A 22,782-nucleotide genomic window follows, 5' to 3' on the forward strand; every position below is an offset into this window, starting at 1 on the left:
AAAGCACTTCTTCTTTCTGCGAGAAACTTAGAATTTCAAACATACTTTTAACGATTATAATTATATGAAACACTTTAACAATATCCCTATAGTAACAATACTCTTGTTTTCTTATATCCTAACCTTATATTCAATAAAGACACACGCATCTGCTTTGACTTCCGAACACGAAATCTACAAGGGATTTATTAATCCACCACAAGAAGCAAAACCAAGAGTATGGTGGCATTGGATGGACGGTAATATTACGGAAGAAGGAATCTATAAAGACTTATTATGGATGAATAGGATCGGAATAGGAGGATTTCATCAATTTGACGCTTCCTTGTATACCAAACCGATTGTCAAAGAACGGCTTGTATACATGACTCCCAAATGGAAAAAAGCCTTCCGCTATGCCATCCATCTAGCAGACTCTTTAAATATGGAAGTCGGTATAGCCAGTGCTCCAGGATGGAGCTCAACGGGAGGTCCTTGGGTAAATCCTAAAAATGCTATGAAAAAACTAGTGTGGCGAACATTCACGGTAGAAGGTCAAAAAATGTTTTCCGGGAAACTACCAAGCCCATATACCACGACAGGGGAATTTCAAAATATCCCCATACGAAACATGAACAACTATACCGAATATTACGAAGATATTGCCACGATTGCCGTACGATTGCCAAGCGAAGAATTATCGTTAAATGAGTTAGATGCTGAAATAACTTCAAGTGGTGGTAATTTCTCACTACATAAACTTACAGACGGAGATTTTACAAATGCCGAGCTTCTACCGTTCAACCCATTTGATAAATATGGTTGGATAGAATATTCTTTTCCCAAACCGCAAACGATAAGAGCTTTATCTTTTGTCAGTGGCCGTTTGCGTACAGAATGGCGTTCAGAATCTCCTCAAACAGTAAATTTTCTACAATGTAGTGACAATGGGGTTGATTATCGGATGGTTTGCGGAATTCCGGATGGAGGTAATGCTCAGCAAACCATATCTATTCCGGAAACAACAGCACGTTATTTCCGGGTACTTGTTCCTAATCCTACAAACAATGCTCCGGGTACTCAAATACCAGAATTTGTATTACACCCGACTGTAAAGATAAATCACACAGAAGAGAAAGCGGGGTTTTCTTCTCCGCACGACCTGATGAACTATCCAACACCGGAAACAAATACTCCCATTGATAAAAAAAATGTTATTATATTAACGAACAAGCTCGACTCGAACGGCATTTTAAAATGGAATGTCCCAGAAGGGAAGTGGCGCATTTACCGTTTCGGCTATTCACTTACAGGTAAACGCAATCATCCTGCCCCAGCCGAGGCTACCGGTTTAGAAGTGGATAAACTTGATCCGGAAAGTTGGCTTTCATATTTTCGCACTTATATGGATATGTATAAAGAAGCTGCCGGCGGTTTTATGGGAAAACGCGGAATCCAATATATTATAACGGATAGTTACGAAGCGCATTGGCAGACTTGGACCCCATCGTTACCTAGCTTCTTTAAGCATAAATATGGATATGATTTATTACCTTGGTTGCCTGTTTTAACCGGCGAAATCATAGAAAACACAAGTGAAAGCGAGTGTTTTCTTCGCGATTGGCGCCTGGCTATCGCAGAATTGTATCGTAAAAATTATGACCGCATAAATTCTATTGTAAAAGAATATGGTTTAAAAGGACGATATACAGAAGCTCACGAAAACGGAAGAGTATATGTAGGTGATGGAATGGAAATAAAAAGAACGGCAACATTCCCCATGGCAGCACTTTGGATGCCTAATTCCGGTGCCTGTTCATCACAACAGATGGGACAAGCGGATATTAGAGAAAGCGCTTCAGTCGCCCATATCTATGGACAAAACATTGTAGCAGCTGAATTTGGCTCTGCTATAGCCCACCATGCATATGCATGTTGTCCAGAAAACATTAAGCCTATCGCAGATAAAGCTTTAGCAAACGGATTAAATCGTTTTGTTATTCATGAGACATCGCACCAGCCTGTGGATGATAAAATACCGGGACTTGGATTAATACAATACGGGCAATGGTTTAACCGCCATGAAACTTGGGCTGAACAAGCAAAAGTATGGATAGATTATCTTGCGCGCAGTAGTTATATGCTTCAACAAGGTAATAATGTGGCAGACATTTTATACTATTACGGAGAAGATAATTGTATTACAGGTTTATATGCACATACTCTTCCGGACATACCTGCAGGATATGAATACGACTTTATTGACCCATATGGATTTGTGCATGATATCAAGATGGACAAGAAGTGCTTGTTAGCTCCTTCCGGACGAAAATATTCTATTTTAATATTAGGAGAGAATACCAAAGTAATGTCACTCAAAGTATTGAAAAAAATAGCATCTTTGGTAGAAGAAGGTGTTGCTGTTTTAGGCAGAGAACCTATTTTTCGCGGAAGCAATTTGGATAATGCTGATGAATTTAAAGCGTTAGTAACTTCCATCTGGCATACCAACCGAAAAAACGTCTATACCGATACTCCTATAGAAGAAATCCTGGAATCAACAGGTGTGCAACCGGACTTTATATACCGCAATAATAAACATATAACTTTAAAATACAGACACCGCTTGCTTGATCATGGTCATATTTATTGGGTCAGTAATCCTTCTGATAAAGAGTTATATACGGAAGTTTCTTTTCGGGTATCTGGATTGAAACCTGAAATTTGGCATCCTGAAACCGGACTTTCAGAGGATGTTTCTTATGAGATGAAGGACGGACGGACTATTGTTAAATTCTCAATGGTACAAAATGATGCTGTATTCGTTGTATTTATAAAACCCACTAAACGTATAAAACAAGAGATTCCTTTACCTCACAAAAAAGAATTAACTACAATTGATTCTAACTGGACTGTAAAATTTCAACCTAAAATAGGAAATTCCGAATCTCTTTTAATGGATAGTTTAGTTTCCTTCACCGACTACTCATCTCCTTCCATCCGATACTTCTCTGGAACTGCTACTTATACTAACTCTTTTATTATCAAACCGGAGAATTATAAAAAATCGGATAAGCTATTACTTGATATGGGATCAGTTAAAAATATTGCAGAGGTTTATGTGAATGGAAAAATATGCGGCACATTTTGGAAAGCTCCTTTTATTGTTGATATAACCGCTGCAATCAATCCTGGAGAAAATACTCTGGAAATAAAAGTCACCAACCTTTGGAGAAATGGACTAATAGGTGATCAACAAAAAGGTGTAACTCCCCAATATTATACATCCTACCATTTTTTCAAATCTGATTCGGCATTACTACCTTCTGGATTATTAGGGCCTATAAGATTAATAAAATATTGACACATCTCATTCTTTAAGAAAGTATCTGAAAATGAAGTGACCCCTAAAAGTTAGACAAAAAATTTTAGGAGTCACTTCATTTTCAGATACCCTCTTCTCAATTATATAATATTGCAAACTATATCTATAATTCGAATGGCTACAGATGAGTTGCCTTGTTCAGCCAAATGGCTAATCCGGCTTCTTACTTTAAACTTTCACAAATTTCCGTATTTACCCTCTTCAAATTCTGTTCATCCAGTTTTATTACTTTGCGGTCGTATGTCATCAATCCGTTCACTTCGATCTCAACATCTGTAGTCTGTGTATAAACAGCAGCCGAGAATCCACGTGCAATCATATCCTTCAGCATATTAGCATACTTCAGATACTCATCAGTAGCTTCTTTGGAAGTACTAAACTGAACATACCCCCAATTACGATTCGGCTCCCAAAGATGCTCCTTCAGCACTAAACCAATTCCTCCATACTCTCCGAGTACAGTTGCACGCTGTGCGTCATATAAATACATCTCCGGACCGGGATAATTATGCAAATCGAGCATATCACCACAGGTATAATGATTACCTCCACTGGCAGGATTCACTAAACGGGAAGGATCATATTGCTTTGTCCATTCTGCTATTTCAGGGGTTTTAAACTGCCCCCAAGCCTCATTGAAAGGTACCCATGTGCCAATACAAGGATAAGAGTAAAGGCAGTCGATAATTTCTTTCCATTCTTTACGATAAATAGCCTCTGATTCAGCAGACCGTTTAAATTCTGTTCCCTCAAAATACTTCCGATTCTGCCACTCGGGATTCTTATCACCACTCGGCATGTCCTGCCACACAATAACCCCTAAACGATCACAATACGTATACCAACGGGCAGGCTCTACTTTTATATGTTTGCGAATCATATTATATCCAAAATCTTTTGTCTTTTGAATATCATATACTAAAGCCTCATCCGAAGGTGCTGTATACAAGCCATCCGGCCACCAGCCCTGATCTAAAAGACCAAATTGAAACAAGTCTTTATTATTCAGTTGCAGACGCACAATCCCATTTTTATCACGCTTCGTTGAATATTTACGCATGGCAGTATAGCTCTTAACCTTATCGATCAACTTATTTTCTGAATATAGACAAATTTCCATATCATATAAAAACGGAGAATCCGGAGACCACCACTTTACATCAGACGGCATAGCAATCTCAACCGGAATACCATTTACGGAACTTCCTACAGCCACCAACTGCTTTCCTTCTAATACCTTCACCTCCAATTTATCTGAAAGCATCTGATGATCTGTCATAACCTCTACTGTCAACTTATTCCTGTCAATATCAGGAGTCGTTTTGATATTGACAATCGACCGGATTGGCACGGGTTCTAGCCAAACTGTTTGCCAAATACCACTGACAGGAGTATACCAGATACCTCCCGGCTTACTAACCTGTTTTCCTCTAGGCTGAGGACCTTTATCAGTCGGGTCCCACACTTTCACGATCAATTCATTTTCCCCATTCAGCAAGGCAGGCGTGATATCAAAAGAAAAAGGAGTAAATCCTCCTGTATGTTGTCCCACCTTTACCTTATTTACCCAAACATCCGCTTTCCAGTCAACAGCCCCAAAATGCAATAAGATCCTATGTCCTTTCCATTTGGAGGGAACCGAGAATTGACGCTGATACCAAAGTTCATTCTTCTCCCCAAGGCTTTTCCCCACTCCGGACAAGCTGGATTCTACAGCAAAAGGAACTAAAATCCGACCATCATAACTTTGTGGCATAGCTTGACCTATCGGAGAAATAGCATAATTCCACAATCCGTTCAGATTTATCCAGTCAGCACGTTCCATAATTGGGCGGGGATATTCGGGCAACACGTTTTCAACATCTATTTTCGCCGCCCATTCCGTCATAATTCGACCGTCAACCGGTTTCCACTGTGCAAATAGATAAACACTATTAATAAGTATCACTAAAGAACATACAATTTTTCTCATCTACATTATTTCTATTAAGAATATTTTTACTAGGTCAAGTTATTCCAATATAATATCAAACTGATCGTAAGGTGCCGTACGATGTGCCAGATGCCTGGTCAATTTTGAAATCCCAAACAAGGGAGAATAAGTACGTACTTTGATCGTTTTACCATCCGGCATAAATTCCAGAATGCGAAGCCAACCATCCCCTCCGTTCCCTTCCGGACCGCCTCCTACATATTGTACATTAAACGTCATTTGTGATACATCTTTCCCGGCACTGTTCTTATCCACCCGATAAGCCACATTATTCTCATATTCACCGGTGCCTCTTCCCACATGTCCGCAAAGTACGAGACGGATATTGGAAGAAGGATAAATAAGTTTCTCCCAAATAGCCTGCCCCGAGTTTTGTGGAGAAATCTTATACCCATCTTTCGTAACGCGCTTATTACCTATATCAAGATAAGAATGAGTGATAAAAATCACCTTATGATTCTTGTATTCCGGCTTGTTTACCAAATTTTTCGCCCATTGCAGCACTTCATCACGAGGCACAAACTCTACTGCTATAACCAAAATCTTTCCCCATCCCGGCTCATCAAACTCAAAAGCCGAATTCTCTAAAGACGCCCTGCCTTCACGATTAGGAAATTCACTGACACAGATATTCCGCCAGGTAGAATTACGCTCAAAAGGAATATAATCAGGAAAATAAGTACGACCGTTTTCTGCGGCTTTGTATCCATAATCATGATTGCCTGCGGCAATAATATAAGGTACTTTGTTATCCAGTCTTTTCAAAGCCTGCGACGCTGCCTCCCACATCTCACGACTCGTCTGATTTAGCATCTTACGGTTTAACACATTGTTGTCATTCTGTTCTACCAAATCCCCCGTACAAAGGACAGCTTTAATTTTAAGCGGTTCTATGTTGTCCGCAATCCATGCAGTGCAAAGATCAAAAAGCGGCTGGTTAATATCATACTTGGTATATCCCTGTGGATCACCAAGCAAAATCATAGAAAAGGATTCCGGATCGACCAGCTTCTGGGGATCAGCCCGATGCTGCGCCGAGACAGCAGTAGCAGAAGCACACAATATCCCGGCCAATAAATAGTTGAATAGTTTCATAGATTACTCTTTTTCTTCTTCGTTTTTAAATACAGGTGCACGAGATACGGATGCCGGTGTGCCATTAGTAATATAAGGCCAGCCATCACTGCTCCATTGTATGCGGTCACACATCAATTGACGACCATTATCTATTTTCGCTTTCTGCCAGGCATGATAGAAGAACCAGTCATTACCCTCGTCATCCGTGATAATTTCGGAATTGTGTCCGGTTCCGGCAAACAGGTTATTACCCTGTAGAATTACTTCATTATAACTACTATTTTCTTTCATCACAGTACCGTTTTTACCCACATAAGGACCTTCGATATTTTTAGAACGCCCCACCACTACACGATACGTACTTCTTTCCTCTTCACAACAACTACCCGTAGAGCCAAATAGATAATAATAATTCCCGCGTTTATGAACCATGATGCCTTCTATTGAAGGACCCGCTATCTTTTCGGAAACAGCCCCTTTAATGGATAGACCGTCAGCACTTAACTCTACATAACGGATACCTCCTTCATAGCCTTTAGAAGTACTATTATAACTTCCCCAGAAAAGATACTTCTTACCATTATCTTCAAAATAACAAGGGTCGATGCACTGCATAGTACCAGAATTGTAGTCAAGAAGTTTTCCGTGATCCGTAAAAGGCCCTACAGGAGAGTCGCTGACCGCCACCCCGATACAACTATTCTTAGGCAAGTCCCAGTGCCCGAGAGTATAATAGAGCACATATTTGCCATTGATATAGTTAATGTCCGGAGCCCATAAGCGAGTGTCCGGCTGCCAGTTCGGTTTTTGCAGAAAGGCTGCCCCAGCATAAGTCCACTGTGTCATATTAGTAGATTTGTAAATCGGAATATAGATATTATCCTGTTGGGTAACATACAAATAAAAGTTCCCGTCTGCCGCATGAATTATTGTCGGATCAGGCAACTGTTTGCCGACTATAGGATTGGAGAATGAAACAGGGTTAGGTGTACTCCCCCCACCCCCATTTCCATTACCGTTACCCGGCCCATCCGGTTGTTCGTCAGAGCCACCGGAACATGCCATGATACACAATGCTGTTGCAATTAAAAAAGATAATTTTTTCATATATACTTTATTAGTTAAAACTAAGATTAATTTATCCAACCTTCATTCTGTTCCAAATTCGAGTTCATTTCCATTTCTTTAGCAGGAATAGGCCAGCTCCAGCACTGATCTCCCAACCAGTACCAGGTATAAGTCGTTTCACCCCACATCTGCATCAGACCGTTACGATTATTATCAAACTTCTTATCTTTCCACGTTCCCCAACGCAATTCATGGAAATACATGGAATCTTCGCCACCGATTTCCCAGTAATACTCATTCCGGATACGTTCACGCAAATCACTCTGCCCGTTAACTTTCGTAGCAGGATAAGTTGCATTATTCAATTCGACATGCCCTGCACGACGTCTTACTTCATTAACACATCTGATTGCTTCGCTTTCATGGGTACTTCCCCATTCATTTAGCGCTTCTGCTTTCAGGAGCAATACTTCCGCATAGCGTATTAATGGAATATCCAATCCATAAGTATCACGTTCTGTCTGTTCCAGACCTTCAGGTACAAACTTTCTCCATAGATAGTAAAACTTATCGTTTGTATCAGTACGGATATCAAAAGGCTCTGCACTGTCGGAGCCACGATAAGGCCAACGCAATGTATAAGTATGAGCTATTCCAGAAGAAGCACCATTGTATTGTGCGTAAGGGGTAATGACAGCCATTTGCAGACGTGGATCACGGCTCTCGTAAGCTTTTTTGATACGTGCTTCATTGCCACTATCCAGATATTTGCTCATATCGGCCCCATAGGCAGTCATACGTTCCTTTTCCGCCGCAGACAGTCCATCGCGTAGAAAAAACACCACACGTTCTTTTTCTTTCATCGCACTATAGCCCGGCAAGTAGTTATCCCAATTAAACTTTTCTCCGGTCGCCGTCTCAAAAGATTCTACAAAATGCGGATTAGGCAAATAGTTATTCCACATAGAACCTGCTGTACAACGGTTGCCGTAAGTGATGTTCCTTGTATTGGAGTAGCCGTATTGCTTGATGCATTGCACAGAGAATATCATTTCTTCACATTGTTCATTTGCTATTTTCAACAACTGCTTATAACTGGTAGCACCGGCCTTAGTATATAACCCGAAGCCACAGTCAGCCACAGAATTAAAATCATCAACCGCCGCCTCCCAATTCTTCTGCCACATATATACTTGTCCGCGTAATGCATAAGCAGCTCCTTTGGTTACCCGTCCATAGTTAGAGTCACCCGAATTATATTTACCCGGTAGATTGGGTTCATTCACACAATCTGTCAGATCCTGGAGTATAGCCGCCCAAACATCCGCTTCTGAAGAACGGGCTTTGTTACCGTTTTCAGGACTCGTGATTGCATTCATATATAACGGCACTCCTTTATACAAGATATTCAAGCGCATATAAGCAAATGCACGCAAGAATTTACATTCGGCGATAGCCCGTTGCTTCTCTCCGGTCGACATATCAGGAACCTGACCAATATTATCTATCACATCATTAGCACGATAGATAAAAGTATAAAAACGTTTATAAATATCACTGAACAGGCCACTTGAGGGAGTAGCTGCTCCTGTACAATTAGGCATTCGCTTAATCCAGTTCTTGTCTGTATCCATCACAGAAGAATAAGCATCCCATGGAATCCGGTGCGAATCCAAAATGCCGGAGTTAGGACAATATTGATCCAGAAAGACATTATATACGCCGATAACAGCCTGTTCGGCCAAAGTTGCTTTCGTCCAGATACTACTACCGCTTATGTTATTGGTAGGAGTAGTATCTAAAAAGTCCGCACCGCATCCAGCCATAGAGAAAGACAGCAAGGCAATAGATGCACATCTTACTAATTTTCGAAATATTTTTATTTTGTTTTTCATCATAAAATCGTTTTAGAGTAAGTTTAGAAAGTGATATTTACACCGAATGCATATTGTCTCATAGTAGAATATCCCACTGCGGTACGCATTTCCGGGTCCATTCCTTCATACCCGGTAATGGTAAATAAATTTTCACCGGAAGCAAAGAAACGGATATTCTGTGCATATACTTTTTTCGACAGGACAGCAGGCAATGTATATCCGATAGTCAGGTTCTTCAGTTTAATATAATCCCCTTTTTGCAAATGTACTGATGACTGTGTCATACCACTTTGGTCGTTACCGGAGTTATTTGTCAAGCGAGGATTCTTTGAACTCAAGTTCGTGCGCGGATCATTGGGATTTTTGGGATCAAAGAAATAGTGATCGTTTGCTATTGCTTCTCCAATAGCATATCCTTTGATGGTAGCACTGCTGTTCAATGCCAAACGATAGTAGTAAATCTTGAAACCTGCCGCACCGGACCAGTTCATGGAGAAATCGAAGCCTTTCCAATTAGCGCTTGCCTGCAGACCGAAGTTATACTTGGGCACATTGGAGCATCCCTGAAACTCATTATCAGCGTCATTACCATATACACCGTCGCCATTTAAGTCAGCATAGATGTAATCACCATACCAAATGCCACTCTTACTGACGTTCTGACGCGGATAGAACTTATACCCTGCCCCTACCATAGCATTCAGCCATTTCATGTCGTCTACTGTACGGATCATTCCGTCTCTCGGACCACCGTTGATATTGACTGTTCCATCTGCGTTAAAACCGTTTCCACTGCCTTTATATGGTTGCAACATATAGTATTCATTAATCATTTTACCCTCTATTACACGGGTAGATCCTCCGGTAGAGACATCGCCGATATTGGTTTGATAAACACGGTTCCCGTTTTCATCTGTCACCCAGCCACGCTGCAACTCTCCTTTGTATTTACTGACCTTGTTCTGGTTATAGGCAAAGTTACCGGATACACGATATTCTACTTTACCGATACGGTCTTGCCAATTCAGGGTCATTTCAATACCGCGGTTAGTCACTTCCGCAATGTTCTGACGAGGGCCACTGGCTGTCCCGAGAGACATATACATATCAGGGCGATATAAGATTCCATCCGTTACTTTATTATAAAATTCAGCCTCAAACGTCAGACGGTTTCTTAAAGTTGCAAAGTCGATACCAATATTCGTAATGGCAGTACTTTCCCACTCCAACAGGTTGTTGGAAATAGAAGTAATTGCCAAACCATTATTAAGGCTACCTCCAAACGCGTACTTTGCCGAGTTGTACACAGCCTGCCATTCGTAGTTACCAATCGCATTGTTCCCTAACTTACCCCACGAAGCACGTAATTTCAGATTGTCGATAGGAAGTCCTTTCATAAATCTCTCTTCACTGATTCTCCACCCGGCAGAGAAAGATGGAAAAAGCCCCCAGCGATTATCCGGAGCAAAACGGGAGGAACCGTCATAACGCATATTAACCTCGAATAAATAACGGCTGTCGAAAGCATAGTTAATACGACCGAAGTAAGAACGGGATGTAAATTCCTCACCTGTACCACCTATGGAAGAAGGAGTAGTAGCAGAACTTGAATCACCCACAGACGAATCTATTAATCCAAGTTTGGCAGTGTCGGTAGTCCGTTTGACAAAACGTTCTTCTTCAAAGCCCAATAACATACCAATATCATGCTTATAAAAAGTCTGGTTATAGTTGAGCAAGTGCGTTAATTTCCAATGGTTTTCACGGACATACGCCATACGGGTATACAAATCGGCAGGATCTTTGGGGGCAGCTATCCACTGATCTGTACTAAAACTATATTTCCCATAATCCGTATTTACGGACATCGATTCATAACGGTAATCTTTATAGTTCAGATTAACATCGTATGAAAAGTGTTTCAGAAACTTCACGTTGGCATAGAAAGTAGTAAAGAACTGCGTGTTTTTGATATGCCCTTCCGATTGTGCCATGTCCCACAGAGGATTGTGAGATTGCGGATCTTCCTCGTTCGCTTCCGGCGCACCATATTTTCCGTCATAATATGGATATACGCCCGGTATCATTTTTTGGGTATTGATATTGGTGAGTGAACCGGTATCGCTTTTCTTCTGGTCAGTGTGATACCCCCATACGCGAGTACCAATACGTAACCACTTAGTAATATCCGAATAAACATTGGCACGCAAAAAATAGCGTTGGTATCCGGTATCCTTGATTAATCCCGGATTGTCAGTATAAGATATAGAAAGATTATATCCGGTACGTCCCTCCTGTCCAGTGACGGAAAGCGAATGTTTCATCATCCAGTCGTTACTATATATCTCATCGTACCAATCTGTATTAGGATAAGCTACATAATTAGGATAGCCGGAAGCCGAAATGCCATTCGGATCTTTTTCCGCCTCACGCCATTGATTGATGGTAATGTCGCTGAAAGGAGCAGATTCTCCTATATTAGTAGCAGCTTCGTTCATCAATTCCATATACTTGGCGTAGTTAGATACCGTTTTTATCAGTTTGGTAGGTTGATTCAGTGAAAAAGTAGCATTGTAGGACACGCTGACCTTTCCTGTTTGTCCGGTTTTGGTAGTAACCAGAATAACCCCATTTGCCCCTCGGTTACCATAAATAGCACACGAGGCCGCATCTTTCAGGATGGAAATAGAAGCAATATCGTTGGGATCTACATTATTCAGACTTTGCTCCATCCCATCCACCAACACGAGTGGTGAAGAACTGTTCAGGGTACCTACTCCCCGAATATTGAAAGAAAAGCCTTCATTATATGGAGTCCCGGAGCTTTGCATCACCTGCAAACCGGCTGTCATACCGCTCAACGCCTGCGAAGCACTGACCAAAGGACGGGAAAGTGATTCCTTTTCCAAATTTACCGTAGCAACCGAACCGGTCAGGTTCACCTTCTTTTGTGTGCCATAACCAACCACTACTACTTCTGAAAGCATTTTCACATTCTCTCCCATTACAATGTTGAATGTCGTCTTGCCAGGCGACAATGAAATTTCCTGCGTGTCAAAACCGATATAAGACACTTGCAATTTCTTAGCGTCCTCCGGTATTTCCAGTTCAAATTTCCCTTCCATATTACTCACCGTGCCAATATTAGTACCGGGAATTGATACCGATACTCCAATTAACAATTCATCATTGACATCGCTGATGACACCATTGATACGCCGTTTCTTATCCGATTTCTGAACGACAGGCCGGGTGATAATAATATGATTATCTTTTATTTTATAAATCAACTCCTGCCCTTTCAGAATCTGATCCAGTGCCTTGCTTATCGGTTGATTATCTACCTTTACAGTTACCTTACGGGTCAGGTCCACATCATTTTTCTCATATACTAAGGATACATTTCCTTTGACCTCCAACTCCCGGAACGCTTTGCGCACCGTTACGTCCTGCAAATGTAAGGTCACCTGTTGTGCATGAACCGACAGTGGAAGAACTGCAGCTAATAGCACGAAGAACATGCATTTGATGATTTTACTCATTGATTTAAGTTTTTATGTGTATATCTTTTGTTACTAACTCATTGTTTTACAATATTCTTATTTAAACATTATCCAGGATTGCGAACTAGCCTCATTATCCGCATTTTTAACATTGCCGTTCGTTTCCCAGTCGTATCTACCGGCTACCTTTCCTAAAGGCACCCCTCTACTATCATCCCGAATAACAACAGGACTATGATAGTTCTCACCAAACACAATGGCATCCGTACAACCCACTTCCTGCAATGCCACAGCAACTTCCCGTAAAGAAGAGCCATCACTAAAGACATTCCAAGCTGCTTTTACCGAGTTATAAGAATTCGTAAAACGATTACTTACAAAAATGACCAAGTCTCCTTCTTCCGTGATACCGACAGCCCGGCGTCCTACAGGCTTGCCATCAAAAGTCCAAATGCTTACCGGATTAGCAGCCCATGAATTACTTCCTGACAATGCTCCATCCATTCCTCTGTTACGGGTCGAAGTATTTCTTCCTTCATTAGTAGCAAATGTCTTGTAAAGTTCTGCATTTTCTCCGGCAATCATGATCTGCCCTTTTTGCAACGGATAGGAATATCCACTGACAGCACTGGTTGGGGACCACTGTACTCCATTGGCAGCTTGTTTGCCGGCTCCGCCGCTGGTAAACTTATACAAGTTATTATCTATCACTTCTGCATACGAAATCTCCGCTTTTCCATCAGCTGTAATTCCCAGAGTTCCCGGACAATACTTCAAAGAAGTAGATAGGTTATATCCGAGACGCGGTGCGGATAGCAGCCCACTATCATTCCACCCGAGGCTATAAAATATCGGTACCCAGAATTGCCCGGACAATCCCGGAACAAACAGTGAATAATCCATATTATTATTCATGATAGCTGTTGTACGATGTTGAGCAGTGGGTTCAGCCCATGTTACATTGTCTTTATTCATATCCCAGCTAACTTTCATGTTTATTTTACCGGCAGGAATAGTTATCAACCATCCCGTATTACCGCTCCTTCCATGCAAGTTTTTATTTTCATAGACAATCATGAAATCAGGAATACGAATACTACTGTGTTGACTCTTTAAATCAGCAGTAATATTTTTCCAGTTTACCCCTGCGTCAATAATTCCATTTACAGCACTCAACTGATATTTTTTAGTCATGTTGTTCGTATTGTCTTTTACAGTAATAGTAAGTGTGCTATTTAGGTCAACAATCAGGTTCCCATTTTCATCTTTTTGACTGGAGGGATCCGTAGAGATGATTTCTGCGTTATCTGCCAAAGTCGGCATCAACACTACGTTTGCAAATACAGTGTTTTGTTTGAAACGTAACGAAGCGATGCCATTAATAAAGTTAGCACTAACCTGCTCTGTGTTACAAGTAGCCGTTATACCTCGAAGCAACTGAGTAGAAGTGCTGAAAATGGTATATTCGATATCATCTGCTCCATCATTCACTTTAATACGGGTGATACCGCTGCTCAAGTCCAGTACAGCATCAGTAGTGAGCGGATCAATGGGCTTTGCCCATTCATCCGCCAGTTTGAGTTTCACATTCACCGCACTTTGGTCGTCCAAAATGCGAAAATCTAAGGCTATGACCCTACTGTTCTGGTCAATAAGACCATTTATCCAGTTCCCTGTGCCATCTTCTGCCTGTATGGCTACCAATGGTTCTTTTACGTACCCCGGATCTTCGGATAAGACAACACCTTTCAGTTCATCTTCTCCGCATGACGTGAATATAAACACAAGGAATGTGCTTAATAGAAAATGTAGTTTCTTCATACAATATTATTTAAATAAGAAATAGCTTATTTTCTGTTATTCCTGAAAACAATCTTTATCCTGCATGACTAAACTAAAACAGCTGTTTGTATACCTTATAACTTAAAAAAGAGTGTCGCGCTATGCTCTTTTACAATCCTTCTTTTTACCATTCATAGAAATTCAGGTTAAAATATGCTTTATTGGCCTATTCATTAATATGACAGCCAGATTAATAAAAAGTATAGTGAGAAATGATTTTTTTATTCGTTCAGCCCTTCAACTCATCTTTTTATTAGTGAGTTTGGTCATCTTACATTTTTTCAATACCTTGCCCCCGAATTATCCATCGGAGAAACAGAACCTGTGAGTATTCACCTTAATATATTAACTAATAAATCAAATATACGATTTCTGAAAGACATAATGGAAAAAAACCTGGAAACAGAGATTATCGAGGCCCTGAAATCGGGTAAAGAGGAGGCATTCCGATACATCTATAAAACTTACTATACAGATCTTTGCCGGATAGCGAAAGGGTATTTGACAGACTCTTATCTATCAGAATCTATAGTAGAAGATTTGGTGTATAGCCTATGGGAAAACCGCTCTAAAATAGCAATTAACACCTCATTAAAGAACTACCTTTTCAGAAGTGTAGCCAACAAGTGTATCAATTATCTTCAGCTTGAATATGTGAAAAGGGAAACAGCCTGCTCGTCAGAAGACCTGGTCATTTACAGCGACTTATGGTCTTTGGGCGAAAATCCGGTTGAGCATTTAGAGGGTAAGGAGCTTCATGCTATTATCCAGAAAACGATTAACGGATTATCTCCGGAAACCCGAAAGGTGTTTTTATTGAGTCGTTTTGAGAACAAAAGACAAGAAGAAATTGCCGAAATCATGGGAATCACTATTCATACAGTGAAATACCACATGCGAAGTGCACTGGATAAGCTGAAAGAAGCAGCAAAATCTTATCTTGCCCTAATTGTAATGTTTATTACGAATATGTTTAATTAATATTAAAAAACAGAGTTATTCACTATACTTCTTCTATTGACAGACTGTCCTGATGATAGCGCAGGTATATGATTTTCAATAGATATTAAGTTTAAGATGGTATGAAAGAAGAATTTGACAGACTGATATATGATTTCCTCTCGGGAAGTATCACCAAAGAGGACTTGCATAAGTTGAACGAATGGATATACTCCGATCCGGAGAATCAGAAATATTTTGAACAGCAGAAACGAATCTGGCTTCTGTCTGCCGAGTATAAAAATGTATCTGTACACGAAGAACAAGCCTATAACAGATTTGCGAAACGAATCCGCAAACATAAGAGTGCTCCGGCAGGAAAGATGAGAAGAGCCTTATTTGTGAAGTATGCAGGTTACGCAGCGGCAATCATTATATTACTGTTTACCACTCCTTTTATAATTTATAATTTTACAACACCTGATGATTCTTTGATTTCCGAAGTATACGCTCCAAGAAAATCGAAATTAAAAATGAAGCTTCCTGACGGTTCTATAGTGTGGTTAAACGCAGATTCCAAGCTTTCTTACTCCGAGAGTTTTAGTCGAAAGAATCGCAATGTCCGGCTGGAAGGCGAAGGGTATTTTGAGGTAGAGCATGGAGAGCATCCATTTGTTATACAAACAGACTCCGCACAGATCAAGGTACTGGGTACTAAGTTTAACGTTAAAAATTATGGTGATGAGAATTATATAAAGGTATCACTCCTAGAAGGTTCCATTGTCTTATTGTGCATCAACCAAGAGTTTATAATGAAGCCTAATCAAACGATGACAGTTAATAAGCTTGACCAAACTTATAAGCTGACCGAGAGTGCTGACTATGCTGAACAGTGGATCAACTGCAAAGTATTCTGGGATGAAGTTCCTATGTCGATCATTTCTAAAGAGTTGGAGCGCCAGTTTGATGTGACATTCGCATTTGAGTCAGAGCAACTCAAGAATTTGATTTTCCATGGAAGTTTTATTATAGAAACAAATAATTTGGAGAAAATATTGGATATTATGTCTGAAACAAATAAATTTAGCTACTCAATTGAAAAAGATAAGGTATATATCCATTCATTGAAAAAATAAGAAACGATTAAAGAATCTTCAAAAATAATATCATGACCGCACAAGAGTTTTTTAAGAACGATCTGTTTGCCGAAAATGCAGGCGTAGTGCTGCTGGAAGTACGCAAAGGTTACAGTAAAGCCAAATTAGAAATAAAAGCCGAACATCTTAATGCAGGTGCCCGCACACAAGGAGGAGCCATCTTTACGCTGGCAGACCTTGCGCTTGCCGCAGCTGCCAACTCGCACGGCACACTAGCTTTCTCTCTCTCGTCCACTATTACTTTTCTGCGTGCCAGCGGCCCCGGAGACACTCTCTTTGCCGAAACACGCGAACGCTATATCGGCCGAAGCACGGGTTGCTATCAGGTAGATGTAACGAATCAGAACGGAGATTTGATTGCCACTTTTGAATCCAGCGTATTCCGGAAAGATCAGAAAGTGCCTTTCGAAGTTCAGGAATAAAAAAAACAGGAAGATGTATTAACACTCTTAAAAGTCTACCTTTTAGACGCGGATAACACGGATGACACGGATAAGAAGATAATAAATCCGTGTTATCCGCGTCTAAAAAATAACAGGTTGACAGCTCAAATTACTTCTGATATGCCTTCGTTTTTTCTATATATTTATTTAACGATAGAAGTCAGCGGATGCCGGTTGCCGGTCACATTATTCAGGAATGCTTTAGCGGAACCGAAATTCAAGAACAAGTCCAGACGGACAGGAAGATGGTTCAAATCGTCTGTCACAAAGAAAGTAATCACCTCCTTCTCTTTCCCTTTCTTATCATATTCAACTAATGAGAAGATCAGACAACGGTAAGTCACTCCATTTTCCGCTTTTACATTTTCTTTACCACGATAAATAAGCGTCTGTTCTTCCACTTTACGGCCTGTAGCCATGGGGAACTTGATCTTATCTCCCACCTTATAATCTGCAGGGTCGTAAGAACGCGCTTGCGCCAGAATGCTCAACATATCGTATATACAGCGGCTATCACTATCTTCAGATTCATTAAACGCCCCATCCCGGTAAGTACGCTTCTGATTTACCAGGCAAAGACCGTCCTTATAAGAGAACCAAGCCTCATCGACCGTGTAACGTTTTCCCTCTTCGGCACCTTTGCGGAAATAGCGCGGTTCCAGTTTTTCACCGATCACACAAGTCAGCGTATCGCGCATCTTGAAAAAGAAATCCGCCCGTTTACTGCCCAAAGCAAGCAGGTTAATCCGGTAGGCAGGTTGTGAATGATAAGTAGTAGCATTCGTCGTCAGACTGGCAAGTCCGGCTTTCACCCAGACAAACTTCCAGTTAAAATATAAATCATACATTACGTGTTCGCCGGATTGAAACGCATCATTCTTCGCTTCACATTGAGCACTGGCTGGGAGGGCGAAAGCTCCCATCAGTAAGGCCACTAATCCGATAATAAAATTGCGTCGAACGCTAACGACGGCGGTTCTGACTATTTCGTTCCCGATCCTTTTTCTTCTTGTCTTCATCTGGTTTTTGTTTTTTAAGTTCATCCAGCTTTTGCTTATCCAGCGGAACTGCATGAATATCCCAACTTTGTTCTAGATCCCAGTTGGCTTTCGGCTCTAAAATCTGATTATAATAATACACCTCTTCGGGCTGCACCCCTTTTTCAAAATTGCCGGTATCCCATTCACCGTTTCCATTCCGGTCGTTAATCAACCGGGCGGAGTACTTACCGGGATTTAAGTAATAAAAGTCGGCATAACCTCCTTCCTCTACTCTTCTTCGGCGTACCACTTTATCCTGCGCATCCAACAGTTCAACGAAAGCATTAGGTTCCGCTCCCGTCACCACAAACGTGATTTTGGCATATTCTTCCAAACTACGCACCTTGAACCCTTGTTTTATTTTGTCTGTAAACAATCCGTATATACCATGAAATGCGGTCGAATCCACCGAAAATTCATATTCCAGCGTCGGTTCCCAATCATAATACACATTAAACTTCTTCAGATTTACGGAATCCTGCTCAAATTCAAACGGTATATCCTTCCAGAGCGTATCCACCTTTTGCCGCAGATGTATGGCGGCAGTGTCGTAGCTGGCTATCGGTTCTTCAAAATTCAAAGAAATATATCCATATACATCCATTGACGAAGGGGCACTAACATTCACCGGCAAGAATTTCGTCGGTTCGGGTTCATCCTCTTCCCCTTTCTTTTTCTTCTTTTTCTTTTTGTCCTTATCCGACTCCTCTTTCTTATATTTCTGCTTCGAAACAAGATTCAGCGTATCTGTACGGGGTACTAATTGGTTTAAAGTATCTGTATAAAGATAAGTCAGACTCATGGCAAGAGTATCCTGTTTGAAGAGCAAAGAATCTTTCACCCAATAATGGATTGTATCGTTCCGCTGATTCTTTTCGATGACAAAAGCATCCTTTTCATCGAAGTTTAAGCCTTTCAAGACTGGCAAAGTGTCCGCCTTACCGGCAAAATAAAAAGTGAACTTATGAGGAACCAGTCTTTCCGACTTGATAAGATATTGCGAATAATTAAGCTCTTTAAAGGCACGGAGGATGACATCATCCGGCAAATAATGCATATATTTCTTCTCAACAATCGTGTCGTAGGTCAATGAGTCCACCCAAGCAGTATCCATGCGGATACGTTCTTCCATGCGGGGGATAATCAACGAATCATGGAAAGCGATCATCTCGCTCTTCTGATTAAAAGTAAAGTTTTGGTCGGCATCCATCAATCCATAGATGCGATATTTGCCGGGAGCTACACCACGGATGGAGAAACGTCCACGGCTGTCTGTACGTGCCACACGGTCGAAAGGCAATTTGTTGAAAGCCGAATCATTCAGGTTGGAATGTAGTCCGACAAGCATACCTTTAATAGGTTCCAGGTTAGAGGCGTCGAGCATTGTTCCTGCTACTTCCATCGTATCGATTTCCGTACCGGTAGAAAACGTAAATGCAAAATTCCCTAGCGGGTTACCTTCATTATTGTCGACAATTGCATCCGAGAAGTCAATCGTATAGGTCGTGTTAGGCTTCAAAGAGTCGAGTAGGTTGACTTGTATTCTCTTGCCGGAAGCCTTGATTTCCGGTTGCTGTATCTGGGGAGGAGAAACAACGACTTTTTCGGTTGCTTTCTCCAGCTTAATAAACTCATCAAACATCAAAGAAATTTTAGTCCTTTCATTATTCAGAGCGCCCGCAGCAGGAGTACTACCGATGAAACGGGGCGGCGTCTCATCATAAGGGCCTCCGTCCGGCCGTCCAATACTGGCGCAGGAATATAACATAGCTCCCAGCGTTACTACCGGAAGCACCTTGCGAACTATTTGCTTTATCTTTTGATTCTCAAATTGTAACATGCTGCAAAAATAAGGGTTCTTATTCAATAAACACCACACTTTCTAGCTAATTTATTAAAAAAGGAAAGGGTGACTTAAGGTAATAAACAATATTTGCGACGTTTTTATTTCTTTCCTGCTAATATAATTAGTTTTATTGCCTAAAGAGATTACCTTTGTTGCCTAATCTTTTTTCGTTCCACTATAGTGTTCCGCAAAGAACACTATAGTTTCCCTTGCGGAGCACTATAGTGGGACGAAAGAGAAACTATAGTGGAACGAAATAAAAGTAGCAAGTGAAGTAAATCCGGATAGGCAAACGGATTTATCAATGTGCCTACACTAAATAAAAACGAATATGAGTATACAATATGACCTTTACGACACGCCTGACATTCAACAAACAGGCGACGCACAACCGCTTCATCCCCGCGTAGTATTCAAAGGAACCGTCGATCAGGAAGAATTTCTAGACCGTGTACACAAATTCACAGGAATAAGTCGCAGTTTACTGGCAGGTGCTATGCAGTCTTTCCAAAACGAGTTGAGAGACCTGATTGCCAACGGATGGATTGTGGAACTGGGAGATATCGGATATTTTTCAGTGTCTTTGAAGGGACCTCGTGTAATGAAGAAAAAAGATGTACACGCACAATCCATAGAACTGAAGAATGTCAATTTCCGGGTAAGTAGCCAGTTTAAGAAAGAAGTAGGCCAGCAAATGAGACTGGAACGTGGAGAATCGATGACTCGTCACCACGGGAAAGGGCGCAGTGAAGAAGAATGTTTGACAATAATCAACCAGCATCTGAACAAATATCCCTGCCTGACCCGCACCGACTATAGCCGATTGACAGGACACGACAAAAAACGTGCTTTGAAAGAACTGAATGCTTTTATCGAACGTGGACTCTTAATCCGTTATGGAACAGGCAAACAGGTGGTTTATGCAAAGAAAACAGAAAGTTAAGTTAAAATCATCTAGCAGAATTACCTAGAATTCCAATTCTGAACTGAACAAAAAAAACAATAATTCAGTGTAGGGTTCTTTTTATATTAATCATATTTATACTGACTTTTAGTAAATCAGAACTATCTATGAAATTATAAAACAAGATTACTTGCTTTATCAATATTTATTGCTACTTTTGTAGCGGTTTCCTTTCATACGTAGAGAGGAACATTTTATTTTTTTATAGAGAACGATTATTTATTGCATTCAACCATAAATTCGGCAAAAATTTACCGCGAATGGCAATAAGTGATGTCAGGTCTCGCGCACACTTCTGTATATAATTTGTTTATATACCCAATGGGCGTGGGACTATCACTTATGTCGCGGAGGGTCTTTGCCGAGCCTATGGTTGGCGTACAGTTGGTAGTTTCCCACGCTCTCTTTTTTAAACCGCGCACCACAGGGAAATGATGCGACAAACATAACAAAGATATGTACGATGACCTGAAAGAAAACATTATTCTAGTAATGCAGCACCCTATCGCGCGCCGCCCCATCTCCAACTTATCAGATGAAGAACGAGAAAAAGCATTCGACTTGTTGAACTATCTTTCAACTTTATCCGTTGACGAAAACTATACCTTATTAGATTACATCCAAATGGCACGTCTTGAATATGCACTTGGAGAGCTTGAGTATAAAACAACCAATGATACAGAAAAAGTAATACGACATTTTAGAACCGCCCTCCAACATCTGGAGAAAGGAGGGTTCGACTTAAGTATAAGCAAGTGGACAGAGTTAGTCAGCCTGCGAACCAAAGAAGATACGGAATAATTCAGAATCATAACCCTTACCAGTATATATAGAAGATAGACAACAAAGCGAAAAAGATTGCTTGTGCAAGTAGTCCTTTCGTTCTATCTTCGAAGAGGATGCCTTCCCCACACTTGATACCCCAATATCTTGATCGGCATCCTCTTTTTCTACCTTTCTTCCGAATCTTTCTTTTACATAAAATTCCCCAATACAGCAGTATTCTACTTATTAACTAATTTATTAACGCACAATTCTTTTTCAGCTTGGTCATGAATTTCGGAAACCATATCTTTGCATCGTGATCACAAAACAACAATAAAACAGATTAACTAACTATTAAAAAAAGAAAGACTATGGCATTAAAGTATGTTGTCAAGAAAAGAGTTTTCGGCTTTGACAAAACAAAGACTGAAAAGTATGTAGCACAGAATGTAATTACCAATACGGTAAATTTCAGAGATTTATGCAAGGAAGTATCCATGTTCGGTATGATTCCCGAAGGCGCAGTGAAACACGTGATTGACGCACTGATTGATGCCTTGAACACGAACCTCAACAAAGGATTGTCTGTGCAATTAGGTGACTTCGGATGTTTCCGTCCGGGCATGAGTTGCAAAAGCCAGAAAGAGAAAAAAGATGTAGATGCCGATACCGTTCGTCGAGTGAAAATTGTATTTACGCCGGGATATAAATTTAAGGATATGCTGGATAATGTAAGTATTTACAAGACGGAAGGAAACGGCGGCACCTCTTCCGGAAATGGAGGGGGAAATAAACCGGAAAATCCGGACGAAGGCGGTAGCGGTGAGGCTCCGGATCCTGCAGCATAACGTATGAATCATATCTATATATGTATTAGTTATACGCAAGTCTACGTATAAACAGC

15 protein-coding genes are annotated in these 22,782 nt (G+C 40.8%); 7 read left to right on the plus strand and 8 right to left on the minus strand.

Annotation, left to right across the window (positions count from 1 at the left end; all coding sequences use genetic code 11):
• The first annotated feature begins 64 nt into the window (after positions 1-64).
• Entirely contained in the window at positions 65-3,343 is a 3,279-nt protein-coding gene (locus NQ505_RS03805; protein WP_004324296.1) for a glycosyl hydrolase, read from the plus strand.
• A gap of 184 nt (positions 3,344-3,527) precedes the next feature.
• Here the strand turns inward: NQ505_RS03805 and NQ505_RS03810 are convergent, their stop codons facing one another.
• The 6 genes from NQ505_RS03810 to NQ505_RS03835 are packed head-to-tail and all read right to left on the minus strand — an operon-like array spanning position 3,528 to position 14,703.
• Positions 3,528-5,336, minus strand: coding sequence for a glycoside hydrolase family 2 protein (locus tag NQ505_RS03810; protein ID WP_008998196.1), 1,809 nt, complete (start codon positions 5,334-5,336; stop codon positions 3,528-3,530).
• A gap of 39 nt (positions 5,337-5,375) precedes the next feature.
• Positions 5,376-6,452, minus strand: a complete 1,077-nt coding sequence (locus tag NQ505_RS03815; RefSeq protein WP_008998197.1) for a metallophosphoesterase — start codon at positions 6,450-6,452, stop codon at positions 5,376-5,378.
• Positions 6,453-6,455: 3 nt separating this feature from the next.
• A complete protein-coding gene (locus NQ505_RS03820) occupies positions 6,456-7,541 on the minus strand; it encodes a family 43 glycosylhydrolase (protein ID WP_004307466.1) in 1,086 nt (361 codons plus the stop codon).
• A gap of 26 nt (positions 7,542-7,567) precedes the next feature.
• Positions 7,568-9,400: a RagB/SusD family nutrient uptake outer membrane protein gene (locus tag NQ505_RS03825; protein WP_369747808.1), complete on the minus strand. Its 1,833-nt coding sequence runs from the start codon at positions 9,398-9,400 to the stop codon at positions 7,568-7,570.
• 20 nt (positions 9,401-9,420) lie between these two features.
• Positions 9,421-12,921, minus strand: coding sequence for a TonB-dependent receptor (locus NQ505_RS03830; protein ID WP_004307468.1), 3,501 nt, complete (start codon positions 12,919-12,921; stop codon positions 9,421-9,423).
• Positions 12,922-12,978: 57 nt separating this feature from the next.
• Positions 12,979-14,703: a hypothetical protein gene (locus NQ505_RS03835; protein WP_008998199.1), complete on the minus strand. Its 1,725-nt coding sequence runs from the start codon at positions 14,701-14,703 to the stop codon at positions 12,979-12,981.
• A gap of 405 nt (positions 14,704-15,108) precedes the next feature.
• Here NQ505_RS03835 and NQ505_RS03840 point away from each other — a divergent pair, with 405 nt between their 5' ends.
• From NQ505_RS03840 to NQ505_RS03850, 3 genes are all read left to right on the plus strand, one after another.
• Positions 15,109-15,705, plus strand: a complete 597-nt coding sequence (locus NQ505_RS03840; protein ID WP_008998200.1) for an RNA polymerase sigma-70 factor — start codon at positions 15,109-15,111, stop codon at positions 15,703-15,705.
• A gap of 101 nt (positions 15,706-15,806) precedes the next feature.
• Positions 15,807-16,799: a FecR family protein gene (locus NQ505_RS03845; RefSeq protein WP_004307470.1), complete on the plus strand. Its 993-nt coding sequence runs from the start codon at positions 15,807-15,809 to the stop codon at positions 16,797-16,799.
• A 32-nt stretch (positions 16,800-16,831) separates the two neighbouring features.
• Positions 16,832-17,242, plus strand: a complete 411-nt coding sequence (locus tag NQ505_RS03850) for a PaaI family thioesterase (RefSeq protein WP_008998201.1) — start codon at positions 16,832-16,834, stop codon at positions 17,240-17,242.
• 164 nt (positions 17,243-17,406) lie between these two features.
• Here NQ505_RS03850 and NQ505_RS03855 read toward each other — a convergent pair whose 3' ends face one another.
• Together NQ505_RS03855 and NQ505_RS03860 are read right to left on the minus strand one after the other, a co-directional pair.
• The gene (locus NQ505_RS03855) at positions 17,407-18,282 is read right to left on the minus strand and encodes a DUF3108 domain-containing protein (RefSeq protein WP_008998202.1); all 876 of its coding nucleotides are present in this window, start codon (positions 18,280-18,282) and stop codon (positions 17,407-17,409) included.
• Complete coding sequence (locus tag NQ505_RS03860) at positions 18,227-20,143, minus strand: Ig-like domain-containing protein (protein WP_004298332.1); 1,917 nt, start codon at positions 20,141-20,143, stop codon at positions 18,227-18,229. The genes NQ505_RS03855 and NQ505_RS03860 overlap by 56 nt, the downstream gene beginning before the upstream one ends.
• 337 nt (positions 20,144-20,480) lie before the next feature.
• Here NQ505_RS03860 and NQ505_RS03865 point away from each other — a divergent pair, with 337 nt between their 5' ends.
• The 3 genes from NQ505_RS03865 (at position 20,481) to NQ505_RS03875 (ending at position 22,726) form a co-directional block, all read left to right on the plus strand.
• The gene (locus tag NQ505_RS03865) at positions 20,481-21,092 is read left to right on the plus strand and encodes a DsbA family protein (RefSeq protein WP_004322497.1); all 612 of its coding nucleotides are present in this window, start codon (positions 20,481-20,483) and stop codon (positions 21,090-21,092) included.
• A 477-nt stretch (positions 21,093-21,569) separates the two neighbouring features.
• Positions 21,570-21,914 (plus strand): hypothetical protein, encoded by a 345-nt coding sequence (locus NQ505_RS03870; RefSeq protein ID WP_004307475.1) that lies wholly within the window; start codon positions 21,570-21,572, stop codon positions 21,912-21,914.
• Between the two features lie 335 nt (positions 21,915-22,249).
• Complete coding sequence (locus NQ505_RS03875) at positions 22,250-22,726, plus strand: HU family DNA-binding protein (RefSeq protein WP_008998203.1); 477 nt, start codon at positions 22,250-22,252, stop codon at positions 22,724-22,726.
• Positions 22,727-22,782: the final 56 nt, after the last annotated feature.

The sequence above is a fragment of the Bacteroides sp. D2 genome (assembly GCF_025147085.1).
GTDB lineage: Bacteria > Bacteroidota > Bacteroidia > Bacteroidales > Bacteroidaceae > Bacteroides.